This is a genomic window from Paenibacillus sp. FSL H8-0079, assembly GCF_037991315.1.
Lineage (GTDB): Bacteria > Bacillota > Bacilli > Paenibacillales > Paenibacillaceae > Paenibacillus.
In genome coordinates, this window is record NZ_CP150300.1 from 5,235,032 (window position 1) to 5,258,446 (window position 23,415).

Here is a 23,415-nt window from a genome sequence, read left to right on the forward strand (position 1 = left end):
TAGTTTCCGAAGAGGACAGACATTTTATGCCTGCTTTCGGCATATATTTGTTACGACTTCTGACGAAAAAGACAACATTTGCTGGCTGTCAGTAATTCAGCAGCCATACGGATGAATGACTCGACCAAGAAAGGATGAACAAACCATGTGCGGTATTACCGGCTTCATACAGTGGAATCGGGATCTGACCCAGGAATCAGAGCTGCTGGTCCGTATGACGGACAGCTTGTCGAACCGGGGGCCCGACGCTTCAGGTACATGGATCTCCAATCCTTGTGCCTTTGGACATCGGCGTCTTAGTGTAATGGACCCCGAGAACGGGGCACAGCCCATGCATGCGTTACAGGGAGATACCTCCTATACCGTCGTGTATAACGGAGAACTATACAATGCACCCGAGTTGAAAAAGGAATTGCTCCAGCGGGGGCATCAGTTCCGTACGCAATGTGATACGGAAGTGTTGCTCGCCTCTTATATCGAATGGGGACCGGCATGCGTGGACCGGTTTAACGGTATTTTCGCTTTTGCCATATGGGATGGGGGTCGCGAACAAGTTTTTATCGCACGCGATCGCCTTGGCGTGAAACCTCTGTTCTACAGCAATGCCAAAGACACACTGGTATTTGGCTCAGAACCCAAAGCTCTGCTCATTCACCCGGATGTGGAAGCCGCTGTTGGCCCGGAAGGATTGGCTGAAGTCTTTATCGTAGGGCCTGCACGGACACCAGGACACGGCGTATACTCTTCACTGAACGAACTCAAGCCTGCGCACGCGCTCATCTACAACCGAAACGGGATTCGAACCTATGCCTATTGGAAACTGGAAAGCCAGCAACACGAACATAACCTGGAAGAGACAGCAGCCGAGGTACGCACACTCTTGCAAGATACACTGGAGCGCCAGTTGGCATCGGATGTTCCTGTATGTTCTCTTTTATCAGGAGGACTGGACTCCAGTGCTTTGTCTGCATTAGCCGTAGATTATTACAATCGGACGGGGCAAGGCCAAGTCAGTACGTATTCTGTCGATTATGTGGATAACGCCAAGCATTTTCAGACGCATTCCTTTCAGCCGGGTGCAGATGGGCCGTGGATTAAGCGAATGGTGGATGAACTCAAGACGGACCATCACTGGATAGAAATCGAGAACGGAGAACTGGTTCATGCGTTGACACAGGCCATGCTTGTAAGGGATCTGCCAGGTATGGCGGATGTGGACTCCTCGCTCTATCTGTTCTGTAAAGAAATCAAAAAAGGGGCCACCGTTGCCATTTCAGGTGAAGCGGCGGATGAAGTGTTCGGCGGTTACCCTTGGTTCCATCGCGAAGATATGCTGAACTCCGGTACGTTTCCGTGGTCTGTAGCGCCTGATATGCGAGCAGCGCTGTTATCCCCGGACATTCGGGAATGGATTCGACCACTCGACTATCTGGCAGACCGTTATTCGGATGCAGTGGCTGAAGTGCCTCTTCTGGATGGGGAAACGGGCAAAGCTGCACAAATGCGGGTGATGTCCTACCTGAACATTACACGTTTCATGCCTACACTTTTGGATCGCAAAGACCGGATGAGTATGGGGGCGGGATTGGAAGTACGGGTACCTTACTGTGACCATCGTCTGATCCAATATGTATTTAACGTCCCTTGGGAAATGAAAATAACGGGCGGGCGGGAAAAAGGCATTCTGCGTAAGGCACTCGAAGGTGTCCTGCCTGACGATGTGTTATATCGCAAAAAGAGTCCTTACCCGAAAACACATAATCCACAATACCTGGCCGCGGTCAAACAACAGGTACTTGATATCCTGGATGATCCCACATCGCCTATCTTGCCATTAATCGACAAAGCCCAGATCCGTAATCTTGCGTCTTCACCGGATGCCGCTTCCAATCTTCCCTGGTTCGGACAGTTGATGTCGGGTCCCCAGCTATTTGCATATCTGACTCAGATCAATTCCTGGTTGAAGACATATAAAGTCGCTATTCGTTAGAATGACCTTCTGATCTCTCATTCATCAAAAAAAAAGGGTGTCAAGAGAACAGCATAATCGCTGTTCTCCTGACACCCTCTTGTTATACACATTCATGTATGCTGAATTTCACACTGGAACCATCCATCATCACACTTTAAATTGACTCAGTGACTGCTGTAACTCTTCTGCCATAGACGAGAGATCATTGGCAGCTGAAGCAATCTCCTGCATCGCAGACAGTTGTTCTTCTGATGTTGCACTGACTTCCTCTGTTCCAGCAGCCGCATTCTCTGTTACTTCCATGATTGTCTTCATGGACACATTGATCTGCTCCACACCCGCTGCCATTTGTTCAATGGATGCAGATACCTCCTGAGTCTGACCAGCTACATTGCTAACAGCTTCACGAATTTCTTCGAAAGTACCGCCTGCTCTATGAACAAGCTCTATACCCTCTTGAACCTCCGCGGTTACTTCTCCCATGGATTGCATTGCATCACTCATGCCTTTGTTAATGGCAGCAACAAGTGTACTGATCTGTTCAGCTGATTTAGCCGATTGGTCAGACAGCTTACGTACCTCGGTAGCAACTACCTCGAATCCACGACCATGCTCGCCTGCTCTTGCAGCTTCAATGGCTGCATTCAGAGACAGCAAATTTGTTTGGGCCGATATTTCAGATATACTCTCCACCATGAGTCCAATCTCCTGAGAGTGATTGCCCAGTTCTTCAATAACCGCCGCAAGGGTCTGAACGGTCTGATGAATAGAATTCATCTGTCCAACAGCGGACTGAACTGCCTCGTTACCAGACACGGTTTTGGCTGATGCATTGGTCGCTTCATCCGACATGTTCTGCGTGTTCTCCGTCATTTGTTGAAAACCCGTGGACAATTCATTAATCGTATGGAATCCGTCCCCAACCATTCTCACCTGTGTATCCATACCGGTCGCAATCTCTTCCATCGTAACAGCGACCTGTTCAGTCGCCGAGGCGGTCTGCTCTGTACTTGCCGTTAATTCCTCGGAAGAAGCCGCAACGCGATCCGCATTGTTCCCCACCTGATGGATTAGTTGACGCAAGTTAACCATCATATCGTTAAAGGATTGAGCCAGATCCCCGATCTCATCTCGGTTACGAATCACAATGGCCTCACCTGTCAGATCTCCATCTGCAATCTGCCTAGCAACTTTGGCTACATATGCAACGGGTTTGGAGATGATTCTACCCATGAACAGTGCGATTACTGTTCCCAGAACAATGGATGCTATCCCGATCATCACGATATATAGGAGCACGTTATGAATAAGTTTATTTGCATTGACGATTCCGGTATCCAACGAACTTTGCTGATGCTGCTCCAAGGCACTGATACTCTGCTCAAACCTGGACACAATTTCTGGACCTGTTTCGAGTATTAACCTTGTAATCTCATTGCTTCTTCCTTGTCTTTTTAAGTCCATCACATTTTGAGCATAGGCATAATATTCTTCTGAAATCTCGCTTGAACGATCCAGAAGATCAATCATTACTTCGGTTGTAACTTCCGCTCGTAATCCATCGCTTATTTTTTGATAATCCTCATAAAAAGCCTGAAAATCCTGCGCACTTTTATCATTGTCTTCCACCACGAAATTTCGCAACTCCACCTGCAAGGATTTCACATCAATAACCATATTTTTAATAACAAGTAGTTTAGCTGTACGGTCTTTGATTAAATCTGTATACGTTCTTTCCACTGAACGAAATTGCGTGTACGAGATCACAACCACAGCTACCAATAAAATAAGTACCGACAAAAAACCTAACAGTAATTTACGACTAATGGAAATTCTCTTCATTCTCGTTTCCCCCGTGTGCTTAAAATGACTTGCATTCTATGATTTATGTAGTAAGACTCTTCGAAGATCTTCCCTCCTTTTGCGGAATATAGAAATGGTTAAATTTGAAACTAATTAAAATATGTTAGCACATTCACACACCCGAAAATAGGTCTTTAGTATCTACCAATACTATATTTAACGATTTTTTATATAAAATCGACAATATACTACATTTTCTATATCCAAAATCATGTTTTTTGAATCTTTATACCCAAACAAAAAAAGACCTTACCCAGAAACATCTGCTGGTGTAAAGTCTTTATCCATTTAAAAATAGTCTATCCGTTACATCTAACGGTTGATCAATACAGGATTCCGTTCAAGCAACCCACTGCCAAACGTTTCTCTGAACGGGGAATCTTCCATATGAATATAACCGATGTAACAACCACACTTTTTCATGCGACAAGGTCGATCCGCGGCCAAAGCTTGCAGACCATCGCGATACAGATGCCCAATAATTCGGCGATCCTTGTAACACCGCTTCACATGCCCCGACCCTTGCACATAAAATACTTCCGAACCGGCAGCACAACGTTTGCCCAAGCTCTCATAATCCTGCAGATTGCCTTCAAAAAGTGGATCAATCCCGCGTAAAAACTGAATCTCTTCCGGCGTGTAATACTTGGGCCGATCTTTGAAGGCATTAACCCACATGTATACATCATCCGGTAAAGCCTGTCTCATGGACTCAATTGCGGGGAATGCACTGCGGAGTCCGACAGTACCGACACTGAAAGCAAGCCCCATCTGACGCAACGTTAGACATTGTTTTACAAAAGAAGCTTCTTTCGTCTCACGAGGATGATACGTCGCCCAAAAGGCTGCTTTATTCGCATTCAGCTCCCTTGCCCAATCCAGCTTGACGGACAGGTTCGTTTGAATCGCAACTTTATCCACATGTGGCATATGTGACAACTCAACCATCGCTTCTCGGTACCACCGACGCACCAAAGCTTCACCATAGGGATTGAAGAAAATCGAAAATTGGTGCCCCTCAACTTCCTGTTCCCTCACCCAATTCACAAATTGACGCAATTGTATTTCATCCACTTCCAACGTCTCTTTGGAATCCACTGTCTTGCTAAACGGGCAGTATGGACAGTCGTAGTTACAGGAAGACAACTTCCCCCGATAATACAAAGTCGCTCTCATGAGAAAACAAACCCTTCCATCTGTTCACGAATTTCGGCAGATATAAGCCAATCTCCAATCGCATCGGAGTAACCCAGTCCTTCTTCTGTCAGACGCAGTACCTGATTACTCTCATTGATCTCCAGCTGCGCCATACCTTCTGTCAACAGTTCAGCCAACCAGACATAGTCGGACATCACATCGGTACCGAATCGCTGGTGGTAGTCAGACAACGCCAATCCCTCCCGATGCAGCAAGGCTTTCAAAATAAAGCGCCTTCTCTGTTCCTCACGGCTTAACACGATACCATAATCCGCCACATCGTAGCGCTCAGTCGCCACATAATCGGCTATGATGCTCTGTGTGGCCTTATAACTCACGCCGTACTTGGAAGCATAGTGTACTTCACTCGTATAAGAGCGTGCGCCGCATCCCAGACCAACCATGCCTTCCTCCTGACAGCTGTATGGCAGAAGCACTTTGGAGGATGACTGTTCCTTGGCAAATCTGCGCATCGAATATTGCACATAACCTTTACTTTTCAAAGTCTCACGTGCTGCTTTATACAGCTCCATCCGAATGTCCGGTCCCTGACGGCGAATATCATCAGGCTTCACGATCGTATTTTCCCGTGTATACAAGGGGTAGATAAAGATTTCGCCCGGCTCATAGGCCAACACTCTTTCCAGTGAATAGATCCACGATTCAACCGTTTGTCCAGGCAAACCATAGATCAGATCCAGATTCAACAATGGGAAATCATAACGAGTAAGCTTCTCAAGCGCTCGTTCGACCTCCTGCGGTTTTTGCGGACGATAGATGGCGGATGCTTCAGCTTCAATAAAACTCTGAATACCCATACTGACACGATCTACACTTCGTTCCTTCATAATGGACAGCTTGGCTTCCGTAACCGTATCTGGCGACGTCTCCACTGAGATTGATGCTTGCGAGGGGTCCAGTCCCATCACATGTTCAGCAATATCAAACAGACGGTTCAACTGGACCTCATTCAATAATGTAGGCGTTCCCCCACCAATCGCGAACCGCGAATACGGTCTTCGAGATGTAATAGGTGCCCACTGCTTCGCCTGACGTTCCAGCGCATCCACATAGCGTTCATGGGTATCATCCCGACGATCCGGCAGTGTGAACAGATTACAGAATCCGCAACGGGCAGCGCAAAAGGGAATGTGCATATATAAAAAATACGTATCCGTATTCTCTTTTTCCCAGAGTGCCCCCAGTGGCAGCGGTGGGTCAAGCTCCCGATATGCGGTCTTGTGCGGGTATGAATATAAGTAAGAACGATACGGGAAGGCAAGTACTTCACTGAGACCTGTAGTTATGTTGGATCCAGACGGTGTGGAATGGCCTGTTGTTGTATGTTGTGATTGTTTATCCATCGGTTTCCTCCTGTCTCTATATTAAAAAATCACGATAAGGTACCGTCCAGACGACATCATGTGCGAGCCGGTGTCCTTGATACCCGTCTTCACCGTAAGCTGTACCATGATCGGAAAAAGCCAGGCAATACGCAGGCCGGGCGCGTTTTCGCATCGCCTCGAACAATGGCCCAAGAGCCTCGTCTACATATCGAAGTGCAGCCCGTTGAGTCTCCACCGAGTCTTCCTTGGCTCCTTCTACAAAGTAACGATTCGGACCATGAATGGCAGACACGTTCAAAAACATAAATATCTTTTCATCCGGCGCCGTCTGTTCAAGTAGCTTTAATGCATGCTGTACCTGATGTTCTGTCGATTTGGGGTTGGTTACACCAAAGTTCATTCGCCAGTAGCTCTGTTGGAAATAGCCGGGCAATACTTTCGCAAGCGGGTTTTTTTTCGTAAAAAAAATGACACCGCCAATACAGATTGTACGGTAACCTTCAGCTGCGAACCCGGATACGATATCCGGTGTATCGAATAGCCAGGTGTGCGGATGTGTCTTGAGTCCGGTATTCCGGGAATGAAACAGCCTTACATGAGATGCCTTATCTGTGTTGGCAGGGGTCGGCATAAAACCACCAAAGAAAGCATGGTGCGCCGCGTATGTAAAACTGCCCGGGGTATGACGCTTCTCCCACGGACCCGAACCACACAGATTAGGACAGTTCTCCTCTTCCAGCTTGGCTACGTCATAACGTAACGTATCCAGCGTAATCATTAACAGATCATGGGAGCCCACGATGGTGTTCATATCAGGCATGTTGAATAGGCTCCTTTCGTAAAAGTTCCATTTCCCACTCATAGGTTCCGAGGCCATGGTGCTCAACCCTGTATAACAGGTCTCCAAATGGATTCACATCCAGCACATAGGCACGCGGATTCGAACCACTAGTAAGCATCACATCAATCCCGGCTGACCACGAGTTGGGAAATGCAGACATGGCTGCTTGCGCTGCCGTTCGAACTAGCGACATCCGCTGTTCATCCAGCCCTGCTTCAGCAGGTAGCATACGCTCATTGCGCAAATGCAGATTGGTGATCGACGTACGACTCAGCCGCATAATCGCATGACCCGCCTGTCCACCCGCAACCAGTTGGCGAATATCGTAGGCCCGTTGATCAAGCGTGGCTTTGGGCATCCAGCGTTCAATCTGTGCACCTTCTGCACATAACCAGTTCATCAGCGTAGCAATCTCTTCACTCCAGGTATACTTGCGTAGACGTCCTTCATTGAAAAAAATCGTCTTGCCCTGTGTCTGTTCCATCCCCATCGTCGTTACAGCGATTTCATCACCTGTTCGGGGATTAACTTGATACGCGACAACGCCTGAGGCTCCTGAGCCACTTGCGAGCTTTACAAACACTCGGTTCATACCGGCATACTTCATAACTGTACGCAGATCGGTGTAACTTCGAATCGGCTGTGAAGAGGTTAACACTGGAGGGATTCGAACCCCATGTGAGGATAAATGCTGCTGACACTGTCTTTTATCAAACATCAATTGGATGTCACTGGGATCATTCATAAATCGGACTCCAGGCCACATTTCCCGAGCTTCATGGCCGATTCGATCCAAACATGCTTTCCAGCCACGAAACCACTGAGCAGGAGCGTAGATTCTTCCCCACTCCTGTTTCAATGCAAGTGTCTGTTCTGCGGAGAATGCTTCTGCACCCATTCCATCCGTTAATGTTGGCGTATCGTTCATAGCTCCAAGGAACAGTAGCTCACGTTCCACTTCCCAATCCTCACCAGGAGCATCAATTCGAATCAAGGGTACAGGCATATTGGAATCAACTGTATCAGCGATCGTTCCGCCGTGTCTCCAGTTCTGGAGCAATTCTGCATATGGAAGTACAACCGCAGGTTTCAAACCCAATCTATGCCTGGCCTCTTGCATCCCTTGGGTTCGTCGGTTATTAGGATTTCCAATCAATAATAAGGGCTGATCTTGCGTTAGATCAGGTACATCTACTAGTTGATGCAGGCTTTCCTTCATTTCCTTTACGTCTGACATTGTCTATTCTGTTAACGACGGGTAGCGCCAGTCATCCTCATCACTCTGTTGCTGGTCGCTAACATCTACAGATATACCCGATTGGTTCCAGCGATGGATCATTTCATTGGTCATGTAATGGTAACTTAGATCAAGATGTTTCAGTTTCTTGATCTTGTCACTGGTAAGCAACGCCTCAGCCCCTTCATCGGACAACGTCCCTTGCGATAGATCCAGTATTTCAAGTTGATCCAGAATAGGTGCATCAGCTGCTGCTTTGGCAATCTCATCCTGAATTTCACTGTCTTTCAGACCCAAGTAAACCAGCTTTGGAAATAATCCTTTTTCTAGCAAAGGGAGTACATCTTCAAGTGATCCATTGAAACCATAATTATCCACACCCAAGTAAAGTTCCAGTTTACGCAATTCAGGCAACTCGGCATGGGTGATTGAAGATAACACTTCTTTCGGGAGACCGCCACATATAATAATCAATTCTTCCAGCTTGGCATGCTGGAGCGGTTCTAGACTAAGACCGCTACTGCCCATTACCGAGAAGGATTTTAATTCTGGAAAAGCACCCAACAGCGGGGTAAGATTCGTCTGAATAATCCACGATACTTCACACTCTTCGTATCCCATATCCCCGATGAACAGTTTCTTCAATGAAGGAAAGCTTGGAGCTGACTCGACTAGCGTACCTATGAACTCGTCAGGTGAATTTTCATAAGCCTGTCCCCAATCTCCGATGACCAGACTTTCCAGTGAGCTGGCCTCCGGTTTAGCTGCCAGTTCCTTAATTAATTTTTCCATACGAATGCCGTCCTCATATTCATCGTAGGATACAACAAGCTTCACTTCTTGCATGAGTAGATCCCTCCGTTTAGGTTCATATATGATTCGTTAATTTGAATGTTAACCCATACCACACAAGGCTTGCAACTTCTTCCAACTCCAGTCCCAATGAGATTCCCAATCGTGCAATGTAAACCATTTCTCATATAGGTACAAGAACATATGTTCTGATAAGTGGTCGCAGAAATAGCTATTTTCAATTAGGTATATGGATGGACCTCACCAAACCCGATCAAACACTTCATTTCACACAAAAAGCGTTAATGGCGGATGAACCATCCCATCGGAATGCTTCTGTCCTTCCATTAACGCTTTGATGTTCACATATCATGAAGTTAAATCAAAATGTTTCGTTTAGTCTCAGCCTTCAAGTCTGGATACAAGCGCTCTCAGCGCATGACCACGGTGGCTAATCGCCTGCTTTTGCTCGAGCGTCAGCTCCGCCATCGTCATCTCGTATTCAGGTACATAGAAGAGTGGGTCATATCCAAAACCGCCAGCACCTGCAGCTTGAGCCGTGATCCAGCCTTCCGCAGTGCCTTCCGATTCATACTTATCACCTGTTGTCGGATCGTACAGGACCAGCGCACAGACGAAACGAGCTGGACTCAGTAGCGGTTGCTCGGTGTCCTCACCGGATTTCAACGATTCCAGCGTCTCCAGCAACTTCGCATTATTCTGTGCATCCGTTGCTCCTTCGCCTGCATATCTCGCTGAATATACTCCTGGCTCACCGTCCAACAGATCTACGCAAAGTCCTGAATCGTCTGCCAGAACGGGCAAACCAAGCGCATCACCAACCGCTTTGGCTTTCTTCCAGGCATTCTCCGCAAACGTTACGCCATCTTCCACCACATCCGGCAGCTCCGGATAGTCAAACATGCTCTTGACCTCTTTGCCAAGCGGTGCGAAAGCATGAGCGAATTCACGGACTTTACCCGCATTGCGGGTTGCGACAATGAGGATTGGGCTGTCCAAACTCATCTTACGCTTCCCCTAATCCACGCGCGCCGATCTTAAGCGCAATCGGTCCGAGCACTTCTTTTTGACGCTCGATCATCTCCAAAATTCCCTGCTCGCCAAGTTCCAGCATGGCGTTCAGCTCACGGCGATCAAATGGTGCTTCCTCACCTGTTCCCTGAAGCTCGACGTATTTACCGCCACCTGTCATCACCAGGTTCATGTCTACCTTGGCTTTGGAATCTTCATCATAGTTCAGATCCAGAACAGGCTGTTCTCCCACAACACCCACACTTACCGCTGCAATGAAATCCGTAATCGGGAACACTTGCAGTTTGTGTTGTTGGGAAATTTTGTTCACGGCAAGCGCCAGTGCTACAAACGCACCCGTAATGGACGTTGTGCGTGTGCCTCCGTCTGCTTGAATAACATCACAGTCCAAGGTAATGGTACGCTCACCAAGAGCCTGCAGATTAACTACCGAGCGTAATGCCCGACCAATCAGACGCTGGATCTCCATGGTGCGTCCAGTTAATTTGCCACGATTGGCTTCACGTTGGTTCCGGGTATGTGTTGCACGTGGCAACATGGAATATTCCGCTGTTACCCAGCCTTTACCCTGCCCTTTCATAAAGGGAGGTACACGTTCCTCTACTGTAGCTGTACAGATCACCTTTGTATCTCCAACTTCAATCAGTACAGAGCCCTCGGCGTATTTATTCGTGTTCACTGTTAAATTCAGCGGGCGCAGCTGTTCGCTGGTTCGTCCGTTTGATCTCATTTTTTCTGCCTCCTACGACTTAAGCATCCTGTAATGTTGAACTTATTCACACTTTTAGAGATTGTTCAAAAAGCTCGCTTTTGATTACGAAAAATGCCTTAAGGCATCATCAGCATCGAATATGGAATTCAGCCGAAATGTCCGTTGCTCACGTAGTTTGCCTACGCTCCGCTACTCCATTTCTAGCTTCATCCCATCTTCTCGGTACTGAAAACCGATCTTTTTGAACACGTATTTTTACTAATCCCTTATATTTTACCAAAGAGTTCGCTTAAAAGCATCCTTAAGCATTCCTTGCTCATTAAATCGGAATTTCGTTGATATATTCAGGCTTGGAAACCGGCGCACTGTAATCCCTGTTGTCGTCACCCATGACCGTTTTTTGGCCATTCCATTCGATCTGTACTTTGGCATCCTTGCTGGCTGTGTTCTCCGCAGTGGTTAATACGACAGACTGTAACAGCTCGCTTGGCACGATATCCCCTTCGGCAAACATATCATCTTTCAGGGCAACCGTGACCGTGCCATCCTCTGCCGTTTTGACCGATTGCAGCTCCGTTCCGCCTGTCATAACCTCTTCCAGTTCTCCACCTTTGTCAGGTCCTTTGATCAGTTCGTTCAATGCTGCCTGCACCCGATCTTCACCAGGTGTAACCAGACGTGTCACTGGAACATAATATTGGATGCCCGCTGGCGAAGCAGCGGAGAAATAGACCGTTACCGGACTGCTGTTGGTCACAAACGTATCACCCAGATCCAGATTGATTCCCACAGCCCGATTCAGCGGTTCAGGCAACGGCGTGCTGTTCACAGGCATTTGTGTTAACTTTTTGCCATCCACCCAGATCTGCACATTCTCCACATCAGGCGTTCCCGTCAATGTCCACGTGACAGCTTCTAGCATTTTCCGTTCTTCCTTTGCATCATACTTGGCAAAATTACCCGAGAACTCCACGACCGCCAGCTTGTCATCCGCGTGAATCGTTACATTCTGCACAACCGTTCCCTGCGGGAGAACGCCCTGGAATCCTTCAGGCAGCATACCCGCATAGGCCCCGCCTGTGACAAGTGTGTCCAGAGCTGTCTTTGGACTGCTTGCGTCTGTTCCAGAAGGAAGTGTCAGGGATACCGGAGCGAGCAGCCCCTGCTGGTCTTGCAGATATACCGTCGTTAACGGGAGCATTGCGAGTGCTCCATTCCCTTCGGCCGCTTGAATCATAGCTGCTTCCTGGATGGGCGGTGGTGGATCAACAGCTTCGGAAGACTGTGCTCCAAACATGCCGCAGCCTGACAATACCATAGGAATACTCAGCAGCGCTGCTGCCGATACCGTACGCAAAGAATGGATCTTTCTCATGATCACGTTCCCCCTCATCATTTTTACAGTTTGTACTACCATGTATACGAGCCTTTGTCCAAAAAATAACTAAAAGATAATCGCTTCGCTGAAAACTTATAAATTCTATTATCTTAAAGAAACGTAAAACAGGTTCATACGTATTAGGAAGCAAGAGTAGGGACATTGCTAACTTCAGAGGAGGAATCGCCCATGGAACATCCTGAGCAAGAAAAAATCCCTTATAGCCTGAATAGCCGCAAGGTCGCGGAAGCAACAAGGGAATGGCTGCATAAGCGGGGCGTCACGATCCCTGAGATCGCAGAACTGGTTATGTTATTGCAGCAAAAATATTATCCAGGTCTTACGATAGAAGAATGTATCGAAAATGTGGAGATGGTTCTCCGTAAACGTGAGGTACAGAACGCTGTCCTGACCGGTATTCAGCTTGATATCCTGGCAGAACAAGGTCAGCTCATATCTCCTTTGCAGGAAATGATTGAGAACGATGAAGGCCTATATGGCGTGGATGAGATTTTGGCATTCTCCATTGTTAATGTTTATGGCAGCATTGGATTCACGAATTATGGTTATGTGGACAAGCTGAAACCAGGGGTGCTTGAACGACTAAACGACAAGAGCCTGGGGCCTGTCCACACGTTCTTCGATGATATTGTCGGAGCGATTGCATCGGCAGCGAGCAGCCGCATCGCCCATCGCAAACAATCCGAGCTTGAAGAAGCGCTGGGAGAAAAACCTGTCAGCGATGACGCTGTATAACGCGTAACTTGTTTCATATCTGAAGCCATGTGGAACATTGGACATGTGTGTGGATGCTTGGTGAATGAACTGTTCTGTTTCAATAAAATACCTGTTCATGGAAAAAGCGGCCTGATGGCCGCTTCTTTTGCATGTGTACGATACGTATTGCATGATCCACATGTTATTATTTCAGATGCTTAGGTCGTACCGTACCGATCAAACCAAAACCTTCAATCCGCTTCTGCTCAGCAACTGGCTCAGATGGTGTCCATTTCGGTCCAATCGTGATTTCCGGGCCTTTGCGCTCTCGCAACATGCCACGCAGCACCGTGATACCTAGGATGCTGAGTCCGGTAAATACATACATCATCCGCATGATGATATTGCCAGAATCCGTCCCGGTAACCATGCCATGAACCAGCAGACTAATGAACACCGGATAGGACAGCATGTGGAACATGAACCACCATTTACGGCCCAGCTTGTTCCGCAGGTCACTGGATAACAGGACGATCACTAATCCGTAGAAGGCTAACGTTCCCAGACCACTGCCGATCGGATGCACAGACGCGGTAAAAGGAATCAGAAGTTCTCCCCAGGTAAACGGGCTGTAGTGATCAATATATAACGTTAACGCATGCACGAGTCCAAGTCCGAAGGCGAGCCAGGTCGTTCGTGTATGCCATTTGAACATGGCTGCTTTCGGTTTACCTTTGGCCATAGGCATCCCTTGAGCAATACCCAGGAACACACCGGCAAAGAGCAGCACATAAGCAGCAATTCCACTAATTCGAATGATATTCCACGTCGGCAGGTAATCTACAATCCATTGTGCCATAACCGGCTCCCCCATATCTGTTAGACTTGTCCTATATCAGACTGAAGCGATGATCCGGATCAAAACCGGGCCAGTGCTCAGCGAGCGTATCCGTATTCCCTCTAAAGTAAGTACTCCCATCCCGTGTCATCCACAGGACGTCATGCCGATCATAATGTCGGTTTAACCAGCCCACCGCTTCGGCGCTCCCCAAAATGCAGACCGTCTTGGCAATAATCTCGCATTGTGACGCATGCTGACCGAGAACGGTACACTGTAGCACATCCGTATCCGCCGGTTCCATCGTACGGGGGTCAATGAGGTGATGTGCAAGGCTACCATCCGTATTCTGCCATTGTCTGCGGGAAATACCTGAAGTGGCAACAGCTCCTCGCTGTAAACGGACCGCACCTGACACATTCCCCTGATCCTGCAAAGGATCAGCTACTTGCAAGGTCCACTGCGGATGGTCTGGTGTACCCCATACTTGAATATCTCCACCTGCGTTAATCAACCCCGCCGGAATATGCAATGTTCGCTGTAACCAGTCTGCGATGCGCTCCACTGCCCAGCCCTTAACGATGCCTCCCAGGTCCAGCTCAGCTCCGGGGTCCAGATGAACCATCCGACTACCTTCCCGCTGAATCCAGCTCGGACGACTGTGGTCATATCGATCTTCCATCATTCCTGAGCATTCAGGTGTTTTCGTTTGCAAAATACGTTCAAGAAACGGAAGTTGAGGCTGTCGTTGTTGTACCTTCTCGAAGCTTAGATCATATCCCGAAGCCTGAAGAGCCTGCGAGATACCCGGTTGAAAAATCCCTTCAGTCAGTCCAATATATCCATAGGCCAAACTCAAAACTTCATCCATCGCAGCGGAGATGGGCATCCATCCGATTGAACCATTCAGACGATTCAGTTCACTGTCTGCCACAAATCGGCTGAAGCGCTGCTCCTGCGTCTCAAACCAATTCTTCACCAAGGTTGCTGCATGTTCAGCTTCTTCCCTCCCAGCGGACAGTTGCACTTCAACATCCGTGTTCATCGCACGGAATTGAAACCGGAGCGGACGAGCGACTTGCTCCGTGCGGCTCATGATGCACCTGTACGTGACTGATAGTTGCCACTGCTGTACCCGGAGTCTGTACCCTGGTTATTTTGTCCATAACGCTGAGAATCTGAATAACTTCCCTTGTCACTCATGCTTTGATCCGCTCCAGCGGATTGTGTGCTATCGGTTGTTCCATTATATTGGCTATCATTATTGGCATTGTCCTGCGTATTCCAGTTGTGGCTGTCCGTTGTACTACTGATCCATTCATCCATCACATCATCACGCGTATCTACCTGGCTTGAAGCGGTAATGCTTGTATCTGTGCCATTCGCTGCTGCATAAGCCACATCAAAGGCATCCGAGGTTCTTACATATTGAAAGAGTGCAGCCACGGTCAACGTTGCTGCCGCTGAAGCTTGCCATTTTCTCCATTGATTCCGTTTTCTTCTGGTCATCGCTCTTCCCTGCTTTCTTTAGGGTGTGTCTCAAATCTCGCCCTAGCGAAGTTCATAGATGTATCATAGGCGCGCTGGCTTAAAAATAGATGAATGAACCGTTAAGAGAGGCTAAAAAGGCCCAGAACAGGTGAATTTCCTGTCCCGAGCCTCTATATAGGATCGAATTATGATTTCATATCCATATCATCATTCCGTTAGAATCGAAAATAGAACGTGCCATCCGGTCGTTGTTTTTGCTTCACTACTTCGCGTCGAATTAACTCCTGCAGATGGGCCAACGTCTCACTCATGGCAAATCGCAGTTGATGGGTCCCGAGTCGATTGCCAAACATGTGCACACAGATGTCATACGCATTCGCCGGTGACTCCTGAATTCGCTCCGTCATCTTCTGAAGGCGTTCCTCGTGATGAGCGAGCAGATGAACTGTACGTTCGCTGAACTGTGCAAAGGGATTCCGATGTCCTGGATACGCCTGCTTGACATTCAGAGCCCTGAGACGATGCAATCCCTCCATATAAGACAATAGTGGCTGAGGGTCACTGCCTGGTTGAAGACTGATATTTGGTGAAATCTGTGGCAATACGGCATCTCCGCACAGGATCTCCATCGACTCCGGAGCATAAAAAGATAAATGGCCTGGGGCATGTCCACCCGTCTCCACAGCAACCCAACGTTTCCCGCCCATATCGAGCCACTCACCGTCTTCAATGGGTGTCACCTTCGGAAGTGGTGTGATCTGTGAAGTAAATGCCTTCATATGTTCATGCATCTGCTCGGTCTTGTCTTCCGGCATTCCATGACGACCATAATAATCAGGTAATACTGTATTAATGCGTGAATCAGGTCCCCACATATAATCGGCCTCTTGGCGGGAACGTGTGGACATTCGAACGGGTGCCCCCGTCATCTGTTGCATCCAACCCGACAACCCCAGATGATCCGGGTGATGATGAGTCAACACAATTTGATGGATATTGTCAAAGGTCAGACCGAGATCTGCCAGCGCTTCGTGCCACTCCAGTTCCGTTTCCGTATTACGCGGTCCCGGATCTATAATGGTGATCGTTCCATCCGGTTCAGACAACACATAACTGTTGACCCATCGCAGGGGAAAAGACATGGTAATCTTGACCCGGTGTATGCCCTCTGTCATGGACATCTCTTCTGTTCGCTTCATCGTACTCCCCTTCCACACGCTCTCTGTTCACTCCACAGGACGATGACCTACAAAAATCATGCGTGGAGAAGCCTGCTCGTCATATTTCTCTTCATCGTAGCCGCCATGGACCTGATCTACCCGCAGTCCGGCTTCACTTAACATCTGACTCAGTTGATCCCGTGTGTACAACTTCACACGCTCCTGATATACCCGTGGTTCATCTCCGGATGTAGTATCCGTAATGCGAATTTCCTTTTGCACAAATCCATCCTCAATCTTGCGGAGCTCCTCAATCCGTTGCCCTTCATCCTCTCGAACCGAGTGCGGCACCAGATGACGCGTCACATGTGCAGTGTTCATAAAATCAATAATATAGCTGCCACCCGGGCGAAGCATGCGATGAATGGCACGTAATACTTTCAGTTGTTCTCCGTCCTCCAGGAAATAACCAAACGATGTGAACAGATTAACTACGGCGTCGAAGCCACCTTTCAGCGGCAGTTCACGCATGTCCGCGTGACACCACGATACTCGGTGTTCGTCATCCATTAGGCGGGCTTCACGCAAAAGCACATCGGACAGATCGACTCCGGTCACTCGTAACCCTGCATCAGCAAGTGCCAGTGAGTGCCGTCCCATACCGCAGCAGAGATCCAATACTTCAGCATTGGGCTTAAGCTTCAACCAATTGATCATTTTATGTACTTCCTGATAGGCACCTTGCACATCCCGGTGCTTGTATACGAGAAGATAATCTTCTCCGAAACTCTTTTCATACCATTCCGTCATCCATTCTCGCCCTCCACATGGTCACTGGCCCCACTGTCCGTCATACACTGTTGTTCAGGCCTGATCATTTCCCCTAAGCTTTAATTTATTGTAACGTCTTTATCCTGCAAACTCAAAAAATTCCAGTACATCATCTACATTGAAGAGCCAAAATGCACACGATATAATGTTAAACATACGCATACCCTGCGAATCGTTTAACTATAAGAGGTTGTCCAAAAAGCAACAGGAGGTGTTCTTATGATTCACATCGGACTTACCGGATGGGGGGATCAGGAAGATCTCTATCCCATCCGCACCAAAGCTAAAGACAAGCTCGGTCTATACGGGAAATACTTCTCCACCGTGGAGGTGGATAGTTCTTTCTACGCCGTTCAGCCGCGGGATCGAATGGCACGGTGGGCTGCCGAGACGCCCGAATCCTTTGCTTTTATCATCAAAGCCTATCAGGGAATGACCGGACATCTGCGAGGCAAACCATACTTCACCAGCACGTCGGAGATGTATAAGGCTTTTCGGGAATCACTGGAACCGGTCATTGAAGCCGGCAAGATGCAGGCAGCCTTGTTTCAATATCCGCCTTGGTTTGAGTGCAATAAAGACAACGTGAAAGAGCTTCGTGAAGTGAAACTGAGAATGGAGGGCATTCCGTGTGCCCTGGAATTCCGTCATCGTAGCTGGTATGAAGGTGACATGCGCGAGCGGACGCTTTCGTTCCTGAAAGAGCAAGGCTGGATTCACAGCGTCTGTGACGAACCTCAGGCAGGTCCAGGTTCTATCCCCATCGTGCCACAGGCGACGGATTCCGAGATGACACTGGTTCGCATGCACGGACGTAATGTGTCCGGGTGGCATCAGAATGGTGCGCCCAATTGGCGCGAGACCCGTTATTTATACCGTTACAACAAGGAAGAGTTGTTGGAGTGGAAAGAATATCTGGAGCAATTGCAGGAGCAGAGCAAGGATGTCTATGTTATTTTTAACAACAACTCCGGTGGCGATGCAGCAGCCAATGCACAGATGATGATGGATCTGCTGGACCAGCCAGTGAAGCCCTTTCCTGACCGTACTGAACCAGAACAGGAAGAAGGACCGGAGCAGCTGGAATTATTTTGATCCGTGTTCATGACGCAGTTATTCATATTATTGGGTGAAGATAAGTGTGTTATTGCTATTATGCTGATCAGATTCGGGATTGAAATCACACTAAAAGCGGCAAGCCTGAGGGCATTGCCGCTTTCTTTAGCTGTTTACCTACTTATAGAGGCTATCCACATACATCCGTTGCGTCAAACATCAGCGCTGCGCGGCTGTAACCGAAGAATCGATAGACACCTCGCGTAGCTGCTGGTTCATTTTATGTGCCTCAATGCCAGCCAACAGCACAATGCCGATTCCATGGGTATCATTCAGATTCCATCCCAGATCATCGCGATAATACAAAGCGGTAAACGAGTACCCGGAGCCCCGGCATACCCCGTATATATTGCCTTTATAGTCAATCGACAAGCGCGTTATGCCTTCCCATCCTTTGCGTACGGCCTCCAGATAAGGCTCAGGCTGTTCCAGCCAGCCTTTCCGAATACCACGGGCATAAGCGTAGATAAACATTGATGTACAGGAAGTCTCTTCATACGAATCCGGGCGATTCAGCACCTGATGCCAAAGTCCATTTTCCCCTTGCAGCGCCAGATAACCCTGACTTAAATCACGGTAGAAAGTTAGCAGTTCCGGCCGTTTAACATGATCATGTGGCAGGATGGATAACAGTTCGGTTAATGAGAATAGCACCCAGCCGTTCCCGCGTCCCCACGGAATACCTGTCGCACGACCTCGCACAAAATCATACACATGGGACATGATCTGCTGTTCGGGAAGATAGAGGTATTTACGGAACATTAGGAACTGATTAACCGCATCATCCCAATACATCCCATCGCCTGTTAACTGACCGTAACGCATCAGAAAAGGTGTACTCATGTATAAGTCATCACACCACATCGTCTCCTGACGCATCTCCCCACTGCCGCGCACCCGATAAAAGGCACCATCCTCCAGACGCTCCTGCTCATCCGTAATGTAGCCCGCAATCCGATCCGCGGTGTCTCTTCCCCCACGAATATCGCCCAACTCCATCGCAGCGAGCAGTGTAGATCCAAACGAACCGCAATCATCCAGACTGTCTATGGCAGACAGTTGATTATTAATCCCTGCCGCACCGTACCCTTCACGATCCCACAGACCGTAGCGATCAAATGAAGTGCTCAGTTCAATATGTTGTCGCACATACTGAATGTAATCATCACGTCCCAATTCTTGTCCCGTTTGGAGAAGTCCAAGCAGGGTGACACCGAGCGGATAATTCCACTTGCCGTAATGTGTATTCTCCAGATAGGGACGAACATGCGTATCGGGAAGATCTACCCGCCAATATACACCTTGGGCGCCATCATCAAATACGGTGTCTGTTCGCACGATGTCCGTGTGGGATGATTCAGAACCGGGAGCAAACACACCTGTGTACAGCCAGGGGTCAGAGCATCCCGTAACCGGATGAGGCGGTTTCAGTCTCCAGCCTGTGGAACCCGAACGCTCTGCATCTTCCAACGTGAATCCCCACGAGTCACCAGCTTCCTGGATTACACCTTTAGCGACGAGATCCGAAGAACCGTAGCGGCGCGGGAGTTCAACGCGGAAGTTACCGCTACTTCCAGCAGAGTATACTTCCGTGCCACCCACATACAGGGTCAAAGCTCCATCATGACGACCTTTTAAAATAACTGGTGATGTTCCTGGCAAGGTTACATCCAATCTGGACCATGCGTAGGCCACAGCTGATTGTTCCGTGCCGAAGATGCGGGCAAAAGAACCCACGCTCTGCTCCTCATCTGTCCACGCCTTGCGCGGATACCAGGTAAGACCTGTTTCTTCTTCTGTCATGCCGTCACGAGGAAGAGCTAATACAGGTTCATCGACGGGTTCCGAATATAACCAGCCCTCCTGTCCCTGACGATCTGCCCCAGGCGTGAGGAAGTGCAGCGGGAAATTTTTGAACGAGGCTGTTCCGTAGATACCGCCGAATCCCACTTCTGTTTTGACAAAACATAGCAACACATCATTCCAGCCATAGTTCACGGAAATCGGAATCTGGGTTCTTCGCTCGGGAAATAATTCCTGCAACAACTCAGACTTGAACACCTCTTCACCGTTCACATAGATTGTCACCGGACTATAACAGTTCAGGCCCGTATTTAACGTTGCATTATGCTCGCTCCATAACTTGCCCCATACATACACGTACTGCCCAGCACGCGCCTCTACGCATTTCTCATTCAGATTCAGGTCGTAGCGATAATCCCCTAGCCTGCGAAAACCTCCCTGATGATAGGCTCTGAACAAAAATGAATGTTTCGGATGATCACCAATATAACGCTGAGCCACCGTTGTCAATATATCCGGAATTGAATCGTACACCTTGCCTGCAATCGCCTCGTTCTCATGAAAATAACGAATGATCGTCAGCTCCCTTCCTTATACCTTGATTCGTTCGCTTAGCCGCAATGTTTCTCCACCCTGCACTTCAACAACCTGCTGATCCGCAGTGAACCAAACCGGGATGGCAGACGGATTATGGATGATGGATCGATCGGCCGAACACTCCAGTCGTTGTACGGCTTTCCAGTAGGCAATCACTTCGATGTTCGTCGCGTACCAGATGTCGTTCCTGCCGCCAATCTGCTCACCGAACTGTTCGATGATCTCCCAGTTGTCGTTGTCATTGAACTCATAACTGTGACCCCAGACGTAGAGTAATAATGGCGTACCTGTTTTGGAATGTTGGATAAAACGTTCGGCATGCGCCGCCAAATCATGGTTATGATGACAGGTCGGATGCCATTCAAGGGGACGGTCTGGCAACGTGTATCTGCCATGTGATTCAACGGTACGAGCATAATCGATGCCAAGCCACTCCAGCTTCGTACTTAACGCACGGTCGTACCCTCCATTGGGATAGGCCATGCCTCGTACTGGATAACCGACAAGCTGCTCCAATGCTTTTCGGTCCTCCATAATCTCTTCGGTCAGGAGTTCGTTCGGAACATAAGGCAGCGTAGGGTGAGTAACCGTGTGAACGGCCACTTCATGCCCCGCATACAGTTCAGCGACTTCCCCCGCCTCAATGCGGCCTGGATTACCCAGGGTACCGGAGTTCAGATTAAATGTTCCCCGCAGGCCATACCGATTACAGATTTCCACCAGTCTGCGATCATGTACCACTCCATCGTCATAACTGAGCGTCAACGCTTTCATCACACCACCTGGATAACGATCAAACTGAATACGATGTCCCATCTTGCTCCTCCTCCAGCTTCTGCTCTTGCTCCCTAATCCCGAATTTCCTTCACGTTAAAATAACGAAAAACACCCTGACCACCACGATTCGCGAACCGTGTGTTTACAGCAAAGATACCCATTTTCGCACCAACCCAGAGGGCTGTTGTGGCGTTAAACGGTGTACCGATCGGCTGAAACTCCACTCCGTCCTCACTCCAACTAAACTGGCATAAGGCAGGTTCTCTCAGGGTGAGCCGAAGATGAATAGTCCAGCCGGTTACCTGCGAACCCTGGCCCTCCCAGTCTAATCCCGTTTCCTCCCATTCATCTGCATGCAGATGGCTATCTGCACGTTTGGTTCCGCGAATCAACGATAACCGAATGGTGCCGTCTTCTGTCTGTAACAGACACAGGCTTGCATACGAATCACCAAACATGATGAGACCTGACTGATCCCCTTCCTGTCCAGGCAGGAACGTGAGCTTGGTCGTGGCTTCAAATTCAGATGCGGGCAGCTTTTGCAAGAGAAGATGAGGTGTGCCAAACAAAGACTGAATGCCCTCCGGGTATGGATGAGCAGGTAATACCAGTCCTCCTTCCGTACCTGCATCAGCCCACTCGGGACGGGAGTTCGCCTGCCATTGCCATTGCAGTCCCAGATGATCAGCCTGAAAATCATCGGATACATCAGGCACAGTGATCGGATAGGCGGCTCCTACATCCGGTTTGATGTGCACATCCACAGGTTCACCCGTTCCATGACCTTCACGGTCTATTCCAATGACAGGCCAGCCGTCTTCCGTCCACGTCATCGGCTGAAGATGAACAATGCGCCCATAGGCATCCCGATCCTGAAAATGAATAAACCAGGACTGCCCTGATTCCAGCTCCACGTATCCTCCCTGATGAGGTCCATTGACCGGTGAGGCTCCCTGATGCATGACAATTCGATCCTCATAGGGCCCAAATACCTGTTGGGAGCGCAAAACCGTCTGCCACCCCGGCTTCACGCCTCCAGCAGGAGCAAAGATATAATAATACCCCTCGCGCTTGTAGAACTTAGGCCCTTCAATGGTCGGATGATGTTCGGTTCCATCAAAGACGATCATACCTTCGTCCAGAAGCTTGCTCCCATCCGCAGCCATCCGGCACACCTGGATTTTGCTCTTGATTCCACTGCGACTATGGGCAAAAGCATGTACCAGATAGGCTTGCCCATCCTCATCCCATAAAGGACAAGGGTCAATCCAGCCCTTCACTTCATGAACCAGATGTAACGGCGACCAGTCGCCTTCAGGGTGATCCGCCGTGGTCATAAAGATGCCCTCATCCGGTGTGCTGAAGAAGATCCAGTACTTTCCATCGTGATACCGAATGCTGGGTGCCCATACGCCTTTGCCATGAAGAGGTACACCGTATCCTGGCAGATCCAGCCGTTCTATGGCATATCGGACAAGCCGCCAGTTCACCAGGTCCTTCGAATGTAAAATAGGTAGGCCCGGTGTATGCGAGAAACTGGAGGCCGTCATATAGAAGTCATCTCCTACACGAATCACATCCGGGTCCGAATAATCCGCATGCAGAATCGGATTGCGGTATGTACCGTCTCCCTGATCCGCGACCCAGACTGGGTCCAGTCTTTGTTGTTCTGATTGGGTTGTGCTCATACGTTC

Annotated in this window: 20 protein-coding genes; 3 read left to right on the forward strand and 17 right to left on the reverse strand. The window is 48.8% G+C overall.

The window, feature by feature from the left end; genetic code table 11:
* The first annotated feature begins 145 nt into the window (after window positions 1–145).
* Complete coding sequence (gene asnB / locus MHI06_RS23435) at window positions 146–1,990, forward strand: asparagine synthase (glutamine-hydrolyzing) (protein ID WP_340399262.1); 1,845 nt, start codon at window positions 146–148, stop codon at window positions 1,988–1,990.
* Between the two features lie 129 nt (window positions 1,991–2,119).
* Here asnB and MHI06_RS23440 read toward each other — a convergent pair whose 3' ends face one another.
* From MHI06_RS23440 to MHI06_RS23480, 9 genes are all read right to left on the reverse strand, one after another.
* Complete coding sequence (locus MHI06_RS23440; protein ID WP_340399263.1) at window positions 2,120–3,814, reverse strand: methyl-accepting chemotaxis protein; 1,695 nt, start codon at window positions 3,812–3,814, stop codon at window positions 2,120–2,122.
* Between the two features lie 333 nt (window positions 3,815–4,147).
* A complete protein-coding gene (locus MHI06_RS23445; protein ID WP_340399264.1) occupies window positions 4,148–5,011 on the reverse strand; it encodes an STM4011 family radical SAM protein in 864 nt (287 codons plus the stop codon).
* Window positions 5,008–6,396, reverse strand: a complete 1,389-nt coding sequence (locus MHI06_RS23450; protein ID WP_340399265.1) for an STM4012 family radical SAM protein — start codon at window positions 6,394–6,396, stop codon at window positions 5,008–5,010. Before MHI06_RS23450 ends, MHI06_RS23445 begins: the two co-directional genes overlap by 4 nt.
* A gap of 16 nt (window positions 6,397–6,412) precedes the next feature.
* Window positions 6,413–7,198 carry an STM4013/SEN3800 family hydrolase gene (locus MHI06_RS23455; RefSeq protein ID WP_340399266.1) on the reverse strand — a complete coding sequence of 262 codons (786 nt, stop codon included), beginning with the start codon at window positions 7,196–7,198 and terminating at the stop codon, window positions 6,413–6,415.
* Complete coding sequence (locus tag MHI06_RS23460; RefSeq protein WP_340399267.1) at window positions 7,191–8,456, reverse strand: STM4014 family protein; 1,266 nt, start codon at window positions 8,454–8,456, stop codon at window positions 7,191–7,193. Before MHI06_RS23460 ends, MHI06_RS23455 begins: the two co-directional genes overlap by 8 nt.
* 3 nt (window positions 8,457–8,459) lie before the next feature.
* A complete protein-coding gene (locus MHI06_RS23465; protein ID WP_340399268.1) occupies window positions 8,460–9,302 on the reverse strand; it encodes an STM4015 family protein in 843 nt (280 codons plus the stop codon).
* A gap of 348 nt (window positions 9,303–9,650) precedes the next feature.
* Entirely contained in the window at window positions 9,651–10,274 is a 624-nt protein-coding gene (locus MHI06_RS23470; RefSeq protein WP_017692573.1) for an XTP/dITP diphosphatase, read from the reverse strand.
* 1 nt (window position 10,275) lies between these two features.
* Window positions 10,276–11,031 carry a ribonuclease PH gene (rph, locus tag MHI06_RS23475; RefSeq protein ID WP_017692572.1) on the reverse strand — a complete coding sequence of 252 codons (756 nt, stop codon included), beginning with the start codon at window positions 11,029–11,031 and terminating at the stop codon, window positions 10,276–10,278.
* Between the two features lie 301 nt (window positions 11,032–11,332).
* Window positions 11,333–12,388, reverse strand: coding sequence for a GerMN domain-containing protein (locus MHI06_RS23480; protein WP_047841205.1), 1,056 nt, complete (start codon window positions 12,386–12,388; stop codon window positions 11,333–11,335).
* 192 nt (window positions 12,389–12,580) lie between these two features.
* Here MHI06_RS23480 and MHI06_RS23485 point away from each other — a divergent pair, with 192 nt between their 5' ends.
* Window positions 12,581–13,147: a phosphatidylglycerophosphatase A gene (locus tag MHI06_RS23485; protein WP_169480478.1), complete on the forward strand. Its 567-nt coding sequence runs from the start codon at window positions 12,581–12,583 to the stop codon at window positions 13,145–13,147.
* Between the two features lie 166 nt (window positions 13,148–13,313).
* Here the strand turns inward: MHI06_RS23485 and MHI06_RS23490 are convergent, their stop codons facing one another.
* The 5 genes from MHI06_RS23490 to MHI06_RS23510 form a co-directional block, all read right to left on the reverse strand.
* The gene (locus tag MHI06_RS23490) at window positions 13,314–13,967 is read right to left on the reverse strand and encodes a ferric reductase-like transmembrane domain-containing protein (protein ID WP_340399269.1); all 654 of its coding nucleotides are present in this window, start codon (window positions 13,965–13,967) and stop codon (window positions 13,314–13,316) included.
* Between the two features lie 31 nt (window positions 13,968–13,998).
* Window positions 13,999–15,042: an FAD:protein FMN transferase gene (locus MHI06_RS23495; RefSeq protein WP_340399270.1), complete on the reverse strand. Its 1,044-nt coding sequence runs from the start codon at window positions 15,040–15,042 to the stop codon at window positions 13,999–14,001.
* A complete protein-coding gene (locus MHI06_RS23500; protein WP_169480481.1) occupies window positions 15,039–15,455 on the reverse strand; it encodes a hypothetical protein in 417 nt (138 codons plus the stop codon). Before MHI06_RS23500 ends, MHI06_RS23495 begins: the two co-directional genes overlap by 4 nt.
* A gap of 197 nt (window positions 15,456–15,652) precedes the next feature.
* Window positions 15,653–16,636: an MBL fold metallo-hydrolase gene (locus MHI06_RS23505; protein ID WP_340399271.1), complete on the reverse strand. Its 984-nt coding sequence runs from the start codon at window positions 16,634–16,636 to the stop codon at window positions 15,653–15,655.
* A 27-nt stretch (window positions 16,637–16,663) separates the two neighbouring features.
* Entirely contained in the window at window positions 16,664–17,407 is a 744-nt protein-coding gene (locus MHI06_RS23510) for a methyltransferase domain-containing protein (protein ID WP_340399272.1), read from the reverse strand.
* A gap of 240 nt (window positions 17,408–17,647) precedes the next feature.
* Here MHI06_RS23510 and MHI06_RS23515 point away from each other — a divergent pair, with 240 nt between their 5' ends.
* On the forward strand, window positions 17,648–18,523 hold the full coding sequence (locus tag MHI06_RS23515) for a DUF72 domain-containing protein (RefSeq protein WP_340399273.1): 876 nt from the start codon (window positions 17,648–17,650) through the stop codon (window positions 18,521–18,523).
* Between the two features lie 180 nt (window positions 18,524–18,703).
* Here MHI06_RS23515 and MHI06_RS23520 read toward each other — a convergent pair whose 3' ends face one another.
* Genes MHI06_RS23520 through MHI06_RS23530 form a run of 3 tightly spaced genes read right to left on the reverse strand, consistent with a single transcriptional unit; the run spans window position 18,704 to window position 23,409 of the window.
* A complete protein-coding gene (locus tag MHI06_RS23520) occupies window positions 18,704–20,881 on the reverse strand; it encodes a glycoside hydrolase family 88 protein (protein ID WP_340399274.1) in 2,178 nt (725 codons plus the stop codon).
* Window positions 20,882–20,938: 57 nt separating this feature from the next.
* Window positions 20,939–21,760: a polysaccharide deacetylase family protein gene (locus MHI06_RS23525; RefSeq protein WP_340399275.1), complete on the reverse strand. Its 822-nt coding sequence runs from the start codon at window positions 21,758–21,760 to the stop codon at window positions 20,939–20,941.
* 32 nt (window positions 21,761–21,792) lie between these two features.
* Window positions 21,793–23,409, reverse strand: coding sequence for a glycoside hydrolase 43 family protein (locus tag MHI06_RS23530; protein ID WP_340399276.1), 1,617 nt, complete (start codon window positions 23,407–23,409; stop codon window positions 21,793–21,795).
* Window positions 23,410–23,415 lie beyond the last annotated feature (6 nt).

What these genes read in the sequence shown, in the direction of transcription:
- asnB (WP_340399262.1), top strand. Translation starts at nt 146, where the DNA reads ATGTGCGGTATTACCGGCTTCATACAGTGGAATCGGGATCTGACCCAG.
- MHI06_RS23440 (WP_340399263.1), bottom strand. Translation starts at nt 3,814, where the DNA reads ATGAAGAGAATTTCCATTAGTCGTAAATTACTGTTAGGTTTTTTGTCG.
- MHI06_RS23445 (WP_340399264.1), bottom strand. Translation starts at nt 5,011, where the DNA reads ATGAGAGCGACTTTGTATTATCGGGGGAAGTTGTCTTCCTGTAACTAC.
- MHI06_RS23450 (WP_340399265.1), bottom strand. Translation starts at nt 6,396, where the DNA reads ATGGATAAACAATCACAACATACAACAACAGGCCATTCCACACCGTCT.
- MHI06_RS23455 (WP_340399266.1), bottom strand. Translation starts at nt 7,198, where the DNA reads ATGCCTGATATGAACACCATCGTGGGCTCCCATGATCTGTTAATGATT.
- MHI06_RS23460 (WP_340399267.1), bottom strand. Translation starts at nt 8,456, where the DNA reads ATGTCAGACGTAAAGGAAATGAAGGAAAGCCTGCATCAACTAGTAGAT.
- MHI06_RS23465 (WP_340399268.1), bottom strand. Translation starts at nt 9,302, where the DNA reads ATGCAAGAAGTGAAGCTTGTTGTATCCTACGATGAATATGAGGACGGC.
- MHI06_RS23470 (WP_017692573.1), bottom strand. Translation starts at nt 10,274, where the DNA reads ATGAGTTTGGACAGCCCAATCCTCATTGTCGCAACCCGCAATGCGGGT.
- rph (WP_017692572.1), bottom strand. Translation starts at nt 11,031, where the DNA reads ATGAGATCAAACGGACGAACCAGCGAACAGCTGCGCCCGCTGAATTTA.
- MHI06_RS23480 (WP_047841205.1), bottom strand. Translation starts at nt 12,388, where the DNA reads ATGAGAAAGATCCATTCTTTGCGTACGGTATCGGCAGCAGCGCTGCTG.
- MHI06_RS23485 (WP_169480478.1), top strand. Translation starts at nt 12,581, where the DNA reads ATGGAACATCCTGAGCAAGAAAAAATCCCTTATAGCCTGAATAGCCGC.
- MHI06_RS23490 (WP_340399269.1), bottom strand. Translation starts at nt 13,967, where the DNA reads ATGGCACAATGGATTGTAGATTACCTGCCGACGTGGAATATCATTCGA.
- MHI06_RS23495 (WP_340399270.1), bottom strand. Translation starts at nt 15,042, where the DNA reads ATGAGCCGCACGGAGCAAGTCGCTCGTCCGCTCCGGTTTCAATTCCGT.
- MHI06_RS23500 (WP_169480481.1), bottom strand. Translation starts at nt 15,455, where the DNA reads ATGACCAGAAGAAAACGGAATCAATGGAGAAAATGGCAAGCTTCAGCG.
- MHI06_RS23505 (WP_340399271.1), bottom strand. Translation starts at nt 16,636, where the DNA reads ATGAAGCGAACAGAAGAGATGTCCATGACAGAGGGCATACACCGGGTC.
- MHI06_RS23510 (WP_340399272.1), bottom strand. Translation starts at nt 17,407, where the DNA reads ATGACGGAATGGTATGAAAAGAGTTTCGGAGAAGATTATCTTCTCGTA.
- MHI06_RS23515 (WP_340399273.1), top strand. Translation starts at nt 17,648, where the DNA reads ATGATTCACATCGGACTTACCGGATGGGGGGATCAGGAAGATCTCTAT.
- MHI06_RS23525 (WP_340399275.1), bottom strand. Translation starts at nt 21,760, where the DNA reads ATGGGACATCGTATTCAGTTTGATCGTTATCCAGGTGGTGTGATGAAA.
- MHI06_RS23530 (WP_340399276.1), bottom strand. Translation starts at nt 23,409, where the DNA reads ATGAGCACAACCCAATCAGAACAACAAAGACTGGACCCAGTCTGGGTC.